The sequence below is a fragment of the Kineococcus sp. R86509 genome (assembly GCF_042466365.1).
Lineage (GTDB): Bacteria > Actinomycetota > Actinomycetes > Actinomycetales > Kineococcaceae > Kineococcus.
Map to the genome: position 1 here is coordinate 2684373 of NZ_JAXHCE010000001.1, position 11875 is coordinate 2696247.

An 11875-nucleotide genomic window follows, 5' to 3' on the forward strand; every position below is an offset into this window, starting at 1 on the left:
CCGGGGACCGGAACCCCTGCGGGGTCGGTCCCCGACGTCACGGTCGTGGAGTGCACGGTCATGGCGAGGACCACGACCGCTCACCCGCAGGGAGCACTCAGGCGGCACCCTCAAGCACCGAGACGCAACGGTCGAAGAGGCACGCATGCTGAGCGCGACACGCACCACGACGACCGTCGCCGCCGCCCTCCCCCTGCTGTTCCTCTCCGGTGGACAAGTCCAGCAGGACATCTCCACACCGGCGCTCTCATCGCTGCGGGCCTCTGCGGAGTACATCCCCGCCGACTGCTACGTCACGAGCATCCTCGACCACGACTCAGACACGGTGGGACTCATCTCAGACCTGGACGCGGCCCAGGCAGACCTCGCCCTCCAGGCGAAGGAACTCACCGCCCACCTCCCCGAAGCCGGGATCCTCGACGTCTGGCAGGTACGCGCCATGGCCAGAGCCGCCGACGTCCTCAGTCGACCCGATGCGCACCGCTCCACCCGGGGCAGCTCCGCCTACCTGACCGCCTACGACACCCACGGCCAGGTACTCGCCGAAGCCGGCTACGGAGCCCCCACTCAGGTGTTCCTGAACCCCACCCCCGCCGACGGCTACCTCCTGCAGAGCTTCACCTTCCCCGTGGAACCTCAGCCTGGACGGAAGAGCTGCACCTGGTCCAGCCGCTGAACCCTGGGCCGCAGCGCCAGCTGGTCCAGGTCGTGGGCACGGTGCGCGAAGCGTCAGGTGGCCAACGCCGCGGTCACGGGATGAACTGATGACCGGCCCGCGCCTCGCCCCCCTCGGGTGTGGGCCAGGGGCTGGTCGTGACGTGTCGACCCCGACACGACCAGCCCCCCTCGCACCGGTGCTCGCCGGTCCGAGACGTTCGGTCAGGGCGTTCCTCTGGACGAAGATCGACAGCCGGCAACGTCCTGACCCGCCGGTGACCGGGGCGCCACCGGCAGGTGGCGCGTCAGGCCGCAGTCGTTGATCGAGTTGAGTTTCCTGGCGCTCCGGTGCTGACGGCGACGCAACGGATCGCCCGAAGTGGCCGTGCTCGGTCACCACGTCATCGTTCCCGACGACCACACCTGCGGCCGGGGCACCCACGCGCAACCGACAGCCGCAACGACCGGACAGTTCCGCGGCGGCCCGTCAGGACACGCGGGCTGAGGGTTCCTCGCAGCCCTTGATCCTCCCGTGGCGTGCTGAGGTGGTTCTGTCAACGCCGCCGAAACTCGCGACCCGCCCGCTGAACAGGACTGACGTGGCTTCCACGACGATCTCGAACGTTCGCGTCTTCGTCGGTGAACACGTGCTCGAGAACCAGACGGTGACGATCGAGGAGACCAGGATCGCCTCGGTTCGTCCCTCGTCCACGGACGACGAGGCGCACACCGTGACCGGTGCGTCGATCGACGGGACCGGCAAGACCCAGCTGCCGGGACTCATCGATGCCCACACGCACTCGTCCCGGAAGCTGCGTTCCCCGGCCAGGGGGAACCAGGGTCCGGCGACATCGTGATGCCGCTCTCCACCGATCCCGAGCAAGCCGTGTCCTTCATCCCGAAACTGATCGCGTCGGGATCGGACCACATCGAGTTCCTCATCGAGGACGGGTCCACAGCGAGCGCTCCCGGGCTTCCGATGCTCGACCAGGCCACGCTGAACGCCGGCGTCGCCGGGGCTCGACGCCTCGGCATGATGACGCTGACCCACACGCTCACCGTCCGCGCGACGCGGACGGCCCTCGAGGCGGGGATCGACGGTCTCGCGCACCTGTTCGTCGACGAGGCGCAGACGCCGGAGATCATCGATCTCGTCGCGTCCGCAGGGGTGTTCGTCGTTCCGTGCATCCATCGAGGCGAACAGCACCGAGGGGTTTCCCACGGATCGAACTGCGCCGGCGGCGAACCTCCGAGGCACTGCGACGACCGCCGCCGGGTGCGTCTCGAGACGTCCTTCGCGCGACGTGGGACGCAGCGCGACCACGGTTCGGACGGGGCGGCAGGCGCACCCTGCGCTCGCTGCCTACTCTGCGAGGCGGTCGAGCCAATCGCCCAGGAGTGCGCGCTCGTTCGCGGTCAGGGCTGTCGTCTCGGCGATCTGGTGCCTGAGCTGCATGGCGGCTCCTGAGCGGTCGCCGTTCGCGTCAGGGGCACTGAGGATCGTGCGGAGGGCCGACTCGCGACCGCGCACCGACAGACGCAGGTCGCGGTGTTCCTCCGGCATGGCGAGAAGGGTGAACACGACCCCCACGCCCACGGCCCGCACCACGTGCACCGCGTCGTCGACGGGGACGGCGAGCAGGCCCTCCTTGGCCGCCTCCCGGATCTGCACCCGCAGGATCTCGTCGATCGCGGACGCGGCCGACGTCGACGTGCCCAGGTGCGGTTCGCCGTAGGCGATCGAGTAGACGTGCGGGTTCAGCAGTCCCCACTCGACGTGCATGTCCCAACCCTGACGGATCGACTCGACCGGGTCGGAACCCGGTTTCCACCCGGTCCAGCTGGCGAGGTGGTTGGAGAACCCGTGCAGGGCCACCGCATCGAGCACACCCTGCTTGTCCCCGAAGATCCGGTAGATCGTCGGGGCCTGGATGTGCAGCGCCGAGGTGATGGCGCGCGTCGTGACCGCGTCACGACCGCCGTCGGTGAGGAGCGCGAACGCGGTGTCGAGGATGCGGACTCGCATCTCGTCAGAACGGGTCAACGCGCTTCCTCTTCCGCCGGTGACGACATGACGGCCGGTGGGACGACGGCCATCCACCATCATCCCACCGGTGACGTCCAGCCGGCGCAGCCGCTCCTCGATCACGGGCGAACGCGCCGGAGCACCGGAAGGGCTCAGTTCTGCTCGATCGCCCGACCGACGCGGAACAGCACGGCCTCGTCGAAGTGGCGTCCGATGATCTGGAGTCCCACCGGGAGTCCGTCCAGCGTGCCGCACGGCACGCTGAGAGCAGGGTGGTGGGTGATGTTGAACGGGGTGGTGTTCGCCGACATCTCGATCGACGCCCCGATGGCCGCACCGGCGCCGTGCGCCGGGTCCGGCAGCGGGCGTGCGGTCTGAGGGGTGGTCGGGGTGATCAGGACGTCGAAGCGCTCCAGCGCCTGGTCGTAGGCCGCACGGAGGGTCCGGGCCCGGTTGACGGCCTTGGCGTAGTTCAGGCGACCCTGCTGCTGGTCGACGTAGCGACCGACGAGGGTGAACAACTGCACGTTCGCGGGGTGCTCCGCGGCGGCCGCACGGTGGTCGAAGAGGTGCTGCATCATGTCGACGGGGTAGTGGTCGGGACGACCGAACCCGAAACCCTGGTTGCGCAGGACCGTCTCGGCCATGCCCTCGATGGCGATGGCCGTCCAGAGCGCGGGAGCCAGCTCGTGCAGCGGCACCGACACCTCGTCCACGATCGCACCGCGCTCGCGCAACGCTTCCGCCGCTGCGACGACGATCTCGTCGACGCCGGCTTCGGCGTGGTCGCCGCCGAACCCTTCCGTGAGGATGCCGATCCGGAGTCCTCGGACTCCTGCGTCGAGGGCGGTGAGGTAGTCGCCGACGGAGATGTCGCGTTGGCGCGGGTCGATGCCGTCGGAGCCGGCCAGGACGGTGAGGAAGCGTGCGTTCTCCTCGACCGTGCGGGTCATGGGGCCGACGTGGTCGAAGTAGCCGTCGAGCGTCGCGATGCCGGTGTAGGGGACGAGTCCGTAGGTCGGTTTCAGGCCGACGACACCGGACCAGGACGCCGGCATCCGGATGGAACCGGCTTGGTCGGCGCCGAGGGTCATGTCGGCGTCGCCGGTGACGAGCGCGACGGCGCTGCCGCTGGAGGAGCCACCCGAGGAGAAACCCCTCCGGTGCGGGTTGTGCACCACGCCGGTCGCTGCGGTGTGGCTGCCCCCGGACATGCAGAAGTACTCGTTGGTGGTCTTCCCCACCACCTCCGCGCCGGCGGCGAGGGCTCGGGTGACGACCGTGGCATCAGCGTTCGGGACGAAACCCTCGAGTTCCTTCGAACCGTTCCGCATCGGGAGACCGGCCACGAGGATGCTGTCCTTGACCCCCAGGCGAACTCCGGCGAGGAGACCCCCCGCGGCTCCGCGGATCGACGCACGGACCTCCCACGCGTGGTGGGGGTCCTCCTCCGCAGAGGGGACCGTGTGCTCGACCGCGTCGCGGCCGGCCAGCACCTGTGGCTCCGGGAACGCGTCGAGAGCGTCGTACACCCCGAGCATGCCCGAGATCATCCCGGTGTACTCCTCCGGTGCTGCGGCGATCGAGGAGTAGCCGATCTCGGCGGCGAGGCCGGCGATCTGCGCGGGCGAGGGTTTCTGGATCGGCACGGGTGCTCCTGGGGTCGGGGATGAACGTTTGACTTAGACGCTAACATAAAAATGTTAGCGAGTGAGGTCGGTGGTCGAAACCGAGCCGAACGGGTGGTCGCGGCGTTGCACGACGCGCGGGTTCGGACACGGACCACCACCACCGCTCCGGTCGTCGTCGAGAACCAGGCACGGTGGCTGCACCGCAACGTGAGGGTTCCGCCGCCGGCGCTGATCGTGGGCTGACCCCGTGAGCGTGCACGTTTCGACCTGTCGCCGGCCTCTTGGTCTCAGCGCGTCGGTCGGGGGCAGGTGGTGGCTGCCTCCGCCTGACGTCCGGCCGTTCCGTCGTCCCGGGACCAGCACGGTCGAAGTCGTCCAGAACTCCCGCTGGCGGGCCTTCGCCGTCACATCGACAGTCGTGACATGGACCAGACGGCATCAGACCTTCCCGGCGCGGCAGACCGCCCCGACGAACCCGAACACGAGGTGGAAGACGCCTTCGACCGCCTCGTCGAAGAAGGCGAGGACCGTCTGCGCCGCCCCCTGCTGCCGCTGCTCAGCGTCGGCCTCCTCGGAGGAATCGACGTCGGAACGGGTCTGCTCGCCTACCTGGTCGTCAAGCACGAGACCGGCAACGACCTGCTCGCCGGTCTCGCCTTCTCGGTGGGCTTCGTCGCACTCCTGCTGGCCCGCAGCGAACTGTTCACCGAGAACTTCCTCGTACCGGTGATCGCCGTCGTCGCCCGCCGGGGCACCCTCGCCCAGCTCACCCGGCTGTGGGGGACGACCCTGCTGACGAACCTCCTCGCCGGATGGGTCATCACCTGGATCATCATGACCGCCCTCCCCGACCTCGCGAGCACGGCGGTGGACTCCGCCCGCCACTTCATCGACCTCGGCGTCGGCAAGGAGTCCTTCGCCCTGGCCGTGCTGGCCGGCGCCGTCATCACCCTCATGACCCGCATGCAGCACGCCACCGAGGCCGTCGGCGTGAAACTCGTCCCCGCCATCCTCTTCGGTGCGCTCCTGGCGGGGACGCAACTGCTCCACAGCGTCCTGGACTCCCTGCTGATGTTCGCCGCCCTCCACGTCGGTGCGCCGTTCGGCTACGCGGACTGGGCCAGGACAGCCGCGTGGGCGGTGCTGGGCAACGTCGTCGGCGGCCTCGTCCTCGTCACCGCCGTCCGCCTGCTCCGTGTTCCCCACCGCGTCGCGGAAGAACGCGACAAGGCGGAGTGAGAGCCGAGCACTGGGCGACGGCGTCAGTGTCGAGCGGCGACCGACGTGCCTGAGGGGGCACTGACAGCCCAGGGGATCTGCCCCGGTTCGATCGTCCCCGAGGATCCGCGTCGATGAGGAGGATCGGTTCAACGGCCCTCGACGGGTCGACGTCGGACGTCTCCGCGAGTTCCCGGAGTACTCCCGCCGGAGAACCTCGAGGAGCTGTCCCACCCGGACGACCGCCCCTTCCCCGCGGGAAGAACGCACCGGACACCAACCTCTTCGAGGCGTTTCCCGACACGGGGATGCGCGTCACAGCCGATGCCGAAACGCTGTCCGCCCCCGAACCACCCCTGCTCGTGCTGCACGTCATCGACGACGTGGCCGTGGAGGTGCGGGTCGTGGCGAACCGGGCGGTGGCCACGGAAACGAACCTGACCCTCGGCAACCGGGACGGGGAGGAGTACCTGGATGAGGTGGACCGGACGGGGTCCACATCGGTCGACAGCGTCCGCGACAGTTCACGGTCACCCCGCGTCGTGCGCGGTCCCGAGCTGGCAGCGACATCGAGGTCATGTCGATGTCCGGATGCAAGCCGAGCACGAAGATCACCCGCACATCGCCGATGAGCGGTCACTCACAGGCGCACCGCGAGGTGCCTTTGCGGGGCGCACCAGCAAGGATGCAGATCATGTTTCGGCCGTGGGGCAACGTCGTCCTCATCGTTGCCGCTCTGGCACTCATCGCCGCCGCCATCGTCGACGTCAAGCGGCGGCGACGACGCGGGGAGCAGGAGTGGACCACAGGTCACGAGCTGGGGGTCGTGTCCATGTCCCTCGTCGTCTTGTCGCAGGCTCTACCCCTGATCTGATCGCCGCTGGTGCTGCCGCCGTCACATCGATGTCCCCGCGGTCTTGAGGAGAGGTACGGGCAGCACCGGGCCTCCACCGCCCAGCTTTGATCAGCTCCAGCGGTGTCAGCAGTTGGCGATGCATCTGGGCGGGTGGTCAGTGACACTGCTCAGCATGTTGACCGGACGACAACGCATCGCAGGCATGGTGATCGCGGCAGTCATCGTGGCCGGCGTCGCGATCGCGATGAGGTCCTGGATCCCTGTCGTCATCGTCGTCCTGGCCGCCGTCCTGCTGCGGCTGACCATGCCTTCGATCGTGCGCCAGCGCGAGAAGGATGCCGAGTGGATCGAGAAGCGGAAGCGTCCAACTCCTCAGCCCTGACGCGGCCGTTGAGCGCTCGGCCAAAGGGCCCAGTCGCATGTGGCTGGCGAGGAGCGCGGAACGCAGACGCACGGTCATCCCGAGCTGCCACGCCGACCGCGAACAATCCGGGAGACACCGCGGGCCATCGAATCCGTAGCCCAGCTCATCACGACGAGGATCCCGCCGACGGCCAAAGCAGTACGCACTGAGCCTTTGTCAGTAGCGACTTGATCATGACGGTGCGTCACGTCGTGCGGTCGTGTTCGCGGTGGAGGACGATGAGGGCAGCAGCGACGATCGCCCCGATGCGCCAGGGGCAGAGGGTGACGTGCTTGAGGGCCTTGAAGGTGTTCTTCAGCAGGGAGTTGCCGCGTTCGGCGACGGCGCGAGTGGCGGAGTGCAGTGCGTTGAAACAGGCCTGGTCTTCGGTCAAGTTCTGGCCCTTGACGTGCTTGGTCGGGCAGGTGAGGCGGCCGCGTTCACCTTCGTAACCCAGGTCGGCCAGAACGGCGTGCTCCTCGTCGCGCCATGCGGTGAGGGAGTCCAGGAGGCCCGGGTGGGCTCGGGCGCAGGTCGTGTCGTGCTCGCGTCCGGGGCGGACGGGAGAAACCCAGATCGGCCAGCCGTCGGGTGCGGTGACGACTTGGATGTTACCGCCGTGGTGATGGTGCTTGCCCGACCACCAGAGGTCTACTCCTGCAGTTGGTCCTTTCACCGAGACTCGGTCGGTTGCGATGAGGGTTCCGTCGATCATGACGTGGCTGTGGCCGGCGGTCCGGGCGGCCAGCAACGCCCCGACCAGCGAAGGTACCTGCCCGGCCAGGACGTCGAGGGTTTCGTGGATGTAGCGGTAGGCGGTCTTGAGCCCGATCACGTTGTCGACGGCGAGCTGGCGCATCCGGATCGCATCGACCAGCCAGCGGCAGAACAGCACCGCCTGGTCGAAGGGCCTCAGTCGCCGGCGGCCGCGGCGGGTTCCACGCATCTGCTGGTCCCGGTGCAGCAACTCGGCGACGTAGGTGACCGTGGCGCGGGAGACGGGCAGCACGGCGCGGTAGGTGACAGGATCGAGCACGGCGGGACTCCGGTAGGGACGGTCGGACTGTGAGAGGAATGACCATCCTCCGGGGTTCCGTCCTTACTGCCGACCATCAAACCCGTCGCCGTCACCCTCCGCCACCGGCCCGGTGCTACTGACAAGGGCTCACTGAGCTCTTCTCAGTAGCGGCCTGATGATCACGGCGAGTCACGTCGTGCGGTCGTGCTCCAGGTGCAGGACGACCAGAACAGCGGCGGTGATCGACCCGATCCGCCACGGGCAGAGCGTGACCTTCTGCAAGACGCGGTAGTTCTTCAACCAGGCGTTGCCCTGCTCGGCGCGGGCCCGGACATAAGCGTGAACGCGGTTGAAACTGCGCTCAGCGACGTCGAGGTCGCGGTCCCTGGTGACTTTGTGCGGGCAGGTGAGACGGGTCCGCTCGCCCTCGTAGCCCAGGTCGGCCAGGACCGGGTGCCCGGCGTCGGCGAACCCGACCAGGGCGGGCAGCAGACCGGGGTGGGTGCGGGCCAACGCGCAACTGAATATCTGGCGGGTCCTGCGCAAGATCCGCTCCAGTCCCTCGCACGCCAGCAAACTCGTCGCCGCCGTGCAAACTCTCATCTTCGCTGGCTAACCCAGGATGGAAAAGGCTCAATCTGCCAGACAAGCCAGGCTAAGAAATTATAGAAAGTTTCCAATGATAGTAGAAGTTTCTCCTTGAAGAGACGCGTGCAGAGAGATCGCCTGATGGTCGGTTAATCCGGCAACAAAATCTATAATAGATCGCCGAGACACTCGATCAGGGTCATTAACTACTCTAAGACCGGGAGGGAGTCTTTTTTTGTCAGTGTCAACCCAATGAGTGACGCATTCGAGTAGGTCCCACAGCAGACGACGTTGCCCTTGCTGCACAGCCGCCATGTCGGCACGGTAAATGACAAATACTCTAGTTAATTCCTTCAGGATTTGTATCTCGTGCCAGACGTCCGGCTCGAACTCAACTGGCCCATTTTGTCCTGCTCGCCCAGCGCGATTGATACGCACATTCTCACTAAACCTCGAGATTGTCCTAGAGGTAAAGATGCGCAGTGCATGTGCCTGATCAGGGGGACGGACATCCTGCCCCGAAAACGGTATGCCGTTCAAGCTGTTAAACGTAGCCCGAACAGCTAAATCATATTCTAGCGGCGAGAAAAGATTTGGGTACTCTAGTTTGAGTCTGCTAGCCAATCTGGACAGAAAGTGGGTTTTGTTAGAGAATTCGAGCCAGTCGGCCAGCTCTCGAAGGATTTCGAGAACATTTATAATCCCAGCGCTAATAAAGTCGTCCAGGTCATGAATTGCGTAGGTGATGTCATCAGCAACATCCATGATCGCTGCTTCTAGCGTCTGGCTTTGTTGATAGGATCCTTGAATATTTTCTAATACAGACCGCATTTCCTCATGTTCAGTTTCGTAAGCATTAAACTTCTTCCACTGGAGAAATTCCTCAATCTTAGAATCTGGATTTGCCTCGCTCTCTTTTTTTGTGAGGTGCAGCTTTCTCTTCCAGGGATACTTGCATATAGCCGCTCGGGTGGCGGCGGTCAAATCCATTCCCGGGTGATGCGAACTGCGCTGATCTAGTTTTGTAACAATACGAAAGGATTGAGCATTCCCCTCGAATCCATCCCAAATACCTAATTTTTCTCGCGCATAGGCATCCAGAATCTCCTCGCCAATGTGTCCAAAAGGCGGATGACCTAGATCATGCGCTAGTGCAGCGGCTTCGACCACGTCAGGGTCTAATCCGCCTAGCTCTGCGACGATATCTTTTTTTTCGTCTTCTTGAAGAATTGATTCAGCTAGGCTTCGAGCCACTTGCGCAACTTTAAGACTATGAGTTAGGCGCGTGTGAGTTAACAAACCTTCCGAAACAGGCGTGGTTACCTGTGTAACGCCTGATAAACGATGAAAATGAACAGAGTATACAATTCGGTCACGATCGCGTCGACCCTCAGGCCGGACATCTCTTTCCGAATCTGGGCTCTTTTTTGGTGTGTGTTCCCGGATGTATCGGTTGGGATTTACGATCGGCTCAGCTGACGAAACGGCACCATTTTGGCTGTCATTCGGTTTAATTGACGGGATTGCCCTATTCTTGCGCAAGAAACCCATTTTAGAGGTCCTCAGACTTCGCGTTTATGGACACGACTCCCCGGCCATAACGAAAATCTCCTTTATCTACAAGGCGCCACATTGTGGAGATTGCTTCATTGCGACTCACGTGCTCAGCGCGAGCTAACTTTTCAATAACCAGCGGGATGGTCGATTCCTCTTTGTTGGTCAATACAATTTCTTTAAGAGTCTTTTCAAGTTTAGTATACTCGATCAATGACGGTTCTACCTTTCCGGTCAGGAAACTATCCTTTGAGACACCCCGAAAATTCACCATGGAATTTCTCCTTCGTCTTGGATATGGTTCACCGTCCCGCTCCAGGATCTCACACTGCAGCTCTGACCGCAGCACCATCCACAGGTGGGCGAGTCGCTCAGTAGTTGATCGGCTTATCTGGGGACGGTCCATACTGGTAGGTCACCCCGACCTTTATGTTGCTTGGTCGGCCCGCGGGCATTATTTGTGGCTTTCTTTACCCAATTGAGTAACGGCTTCGTATCATGGATTGGAGATTTCGCTGTTTCAAATCCTAAGTAGCTTGAAGGGCGCTAAATTAGTGCCAGCGATAATGTTATAAGCGAATCGCCGGTCGTCGTCGCCCTACTGTGTTTCTCTAGGCGTCAATCCCTTCCGAATTATTAATCGGGGCCACTCTTACAGTGAGGCCTTCGTGAGCAGATGCCGCGGCCAGGAGTCGAAAGCGTTGGGGCACGTAGGGCCTGGCCAGTCACGATGGTGGCGACCAAGCTCAACCGTCATGCCCGTCAGGACCCTATGTGCTCTGGCGGCCAGGGCCGGGGCGTCGAGGTCCGCCGACAGGGTGCCGTCGGCGACGCCAGCCTCGATGTCTCCCGCAGCCTGGCCCAGACCATCGCCGTTCTGCTGTCCGCTCACCGCGCCCGGATCGGCACCCGCCGAGGCCGCCGCGCGCTGGGCTACTTCGCCCAGGCGGTCCTGTTGCTGCGGTTCATGCGCCAACGCGCCGCGGTCGCTGACCTCGCCCGCGACAACGCCGTCAGCCTCAAGACCGCCTACCGCTACCTGCACGAGGCCCTTGATGTGCTCGCCGCCCAAGCCCCCGAGGTGTCCGAGGTTGTCGCCGAGGCGGTTCATCGAGGAACTGAGCATCTACTGCTCGACGGCACCCTCATCGCCACTGATCGTGTCCACGACCGGACGGGTCGACGTGATCGCTGGTACTCCGGAAAGCACCGCCACCACGGCGGTCTGGTCCAGGTCGTCACCGACGCCGACGGGCGACCACTGTGGGTTTCACCGGTCGAACCGGGCTGCACCCACGACCTGACCGCAGCACGAATCCATGCTCTGCCGGCGCTCTACCCCGCTGCTCGTGATGGTGTCCCCACTCTGGCCGACAAGGCGTACACCGGTGCTGGAGCAGGCATCCGGGTACCTGTTCGCCGTCCCAGGGGTGGACTGCCGTTGACAACAGGTTCTCAACGACTCCACGCGGGGTTGGAACTCTTACGTCAACGCCGATCGCGCCTTCGTCGAGCACGGCATCGCCCACCTCAAGACCCGCTGGCGGGCCCTACGCAACGTCAGCCTCTGCCCGTGGCGCATCACCGCGATCATCGCCACGGCCCTCGTCTTCAGCCGGATAGAGAACCGCTACTGACAAAGGCTCACTACGTGCCCCTGCTCGCCTTGCCTCTGCGCCACCACCACCAGAGCCAGGGCAACGACAACCGACGCCACGCGCAGCAGCCGCGGTCCCCGCCGGTGGCGCCAGCCGGCGCGCTCTGTCGAGTCGGACACCGAACGAGCATCGCGTACTACTTCCACCGCTAGGGCCACCGTCCACGGCTGTCACCCCTCTGCCTGACGACAACTCGTCAGCTCCCTGTTCCGGACCCCTGGGCGACGTCACGGTCACCCCGCCGTCCGCGTGTTCGAACCAGTCCC

At 64.7% G+C, this 11875-nt stretch carries 11 protein-coding genes and 1 pseudogene; 6 read left to right on the forward strand and 6 right to left on the reverse strand.

Going from position 1 to position 11875, the window contains the following annotated elements:
* Positions 1 to 145 precede the first annotated feature (145 nt).
* On the forward strand, positions 146 to 676 hold the full coding sequence (locus SJY07_RS13185; protein WP_380159708.1) for a hypothetical protein: 531 nt from the start codon (positions 146 to 148) through the stop codon (positions 674 to 676).
* 468 nt (positions 677 to 1144) lie between these two features.
* Here SJY07_RS13185 and SJY07_RS13190 read toward each other — a convergent pair whose 3' ends face one another.
* From SJY07_RS13190 to SJY07_RS13200, 3 genes are all read right to left on the reverse strand, one after another.
* Entirely contained in the window at positions 1145 to 1864 is a 720-nt protein-coding gene (locus SJY07_RS13190; RefSeq protein ID WP_380159710.1) for a hypothetical protein, read from the reverse strand.
* A 156-nt stretch (positions 1865 to 2020) separates the two neighbouring features.
* Positions 2021 to 2701 (reverse strand): TetR/AcrR family transcriptional regulator, encoded by a 681-nt coding sequence (locus SJY07_RS13195; protein WP_328293785.1) that lies wholly within the window; start codon positions 2699 to 2701, stop codon positions 2021 to 2023.
* A 134-nt stretch (positions 2702 to 2835) separates the two neighbouring features.
* On the reverse strand, positions 2836 to 4332 hold the full coding sequence (locus tag SJY07_RS13200) for an amidase (protein ID WP_380159712.1): 1497 nt from the start codon (positions 4330 to 4332) through the stop codon (positions 2836 to 2838).
* A 405-nt stretch (positions 4333 to 4737) separates the two neighbouring features.
* Here SJY07_RS13200 and SJY07_RS13205 point away from each other — a divergent pair, with 405 nt between their 5' ends.
* The 4 genes from SJY07_RS13205 to SJY07_RS13220 all read left to right on the forward strand — a co-directional run bounded on the left by SJY07_RS13205 (position 4738) and on the right by SJY07_RS13220 (position 6770).
* Positions 4738 to 5553: a formate/nitrite transporter family protein gene (locus SJY07_RS13205; RefSeq protein WP_380159714.1), complete on the forward strand. Its 816-nt coding sequence runs from the start codon at positions 4738 to 4740 to the stop codon at positions 5551 to 5553.
* Positions 5554 to 5840: 287 nt separating this feature from the next.
* The gene (locus tag SJY07_RS13210; protein WP_380159716.1) at positions 5841 to 6164 is read left to right on the forward strand and encodes a DUF6924 domain-containing protein; all 324 of its coding nucleotides are present in this window, start codon (positions 5841 to 5843) and stop codon (positions 6162 to 6164) included.
* 62 nt (positions 6165 to 6226) lie between these two features.
* Positions 6227 to 6406 carry a hypothetical protein gene (locus tag SJY07_RS13215; RefSeq protein ID WP_380159718.1) on the forward strand — a complete coding sequence of 60 codons (180 nt, stop codon included), beginning with the start codon at positions 6227 to 6229 and terminating at the stop codon, positions 6404 to 6406.
* 154 nt (positions 6407 to 6560) lie between these two features.
* Positions 6561 to 6770 carry a hypothetical protein gene (locus SJY07_RS13220; RefSeq protein WP_380159720.1) on the forward strand — a complete coding sequence of 70 codons (210 nt, stop codon included), beginning with the start codon at positions 6561 to 6563 and terminating at the stop codon, positions 6768 to 6770.
* Between the two features lie 226 nt (positions 6771 to 6996).
* Here SJY07_RS13220 and SJY07_RS13225 read toward each other — a convergent pair whose 3' ends face one another.
* The 3 genes from SJY07_RS13225 to SJY07_RS13235 form a co-directional block, all read right to left on the reverse strand.
* A complete protein-coding gene (locus SJY07_RS13225) occupies positions 6997 to 7800 on the reverse strand; it encodes a transposase family protein (protein WP_380162072.1) in 804 nt (267 codons plus the stop codon).
* A 198-nt stretch (positions 7801 to 7998) separates the two neighbouring features.
* On the reverse strand, positions 7999 to 8322 hold the full coding sequence (locus tag SJY07_RS13230; RefSeq protein ID WP_380159722.1) for a transposase family protein: 324 nt from the start codon (positions 8320 to 8322) through the stop codon (positions 7999 to 8001).
* Positions 8323 to 8472: 150 nt separating this feature from the next.
* Positions 8473 to 9948 (reverse strand): deoxyguanosinetriphosphate triphosphohydrolase family protein, encoded by a 1476-nt coding sequence (locus SJY07_RS13235; RefSeq protein WP_380159724.1) that lies wholly within the window; start codon positions 9946 to 9948, stop codon positions 8473 to 8475.
* A 775-nt stretch (positions 9949 to 10723) separates the two neighbouring features.
* On the opposite strand from SJY07_RS13235, the pseudogene SJY07_RS13240 reads away from it, so the two are divergent.
* Positions 10724 to 11588 (forward strand): annotated as a pseudogene (locus SJY07_RS13240) (transposase family protein).
* Positions 11589 to 11875 lie beyond the last annotated feature (287 nt).

What these genes read in the sequence shown, in the direction of transcription:
- SJY07_RS13185 (WP_380159708.1), top strand. Translation starts at nt 146, where the DNA reads ATGCTGAGCGCGACACGCACCACGACGACCGTCGCCGCCGCCCTCCCC.
- SJY07_RS13205 (WP_380159714.1), top strand. Translation starts at nt 4,738, where the DNA reads ATGGACCAGACGGCATCAGACCTTCCCGGCGCGGCAGACCGCCCCGAC.
- SJY07_RS13210 (WP_380159716.1), top strand. Translation starts at nt 5,841, where the DNA reads ATGCGCGTCACAGCCGATGCCGAAACGCTGTCCGCCCCCGAACCACCC.
- SJY07_RS13215 (WP_380159718.1), top strand. Translation starts at nt 6,227, where the DNA reads ATGTTTCGGCCGTGGGGCAACGTCGTCCTCATCGTTGCCGCTCTGGCA.
- SJY07_RS13220 (WP_380159720.1), top strand. Translation starts at nt 6,561, where the DNA reads ATGTTGACCGGACGACAACGCATCGCAGGCATGGTGATCGCGGCAGTC.
- SJY07_RS13235 (WP_380159724.1), bottom strand. Translation starts at nt 9,948, where the DNA reads ATGGGTTTCTTGCGCAAGAATAGGGCAATCCCGTCAATTAAACCGAAT.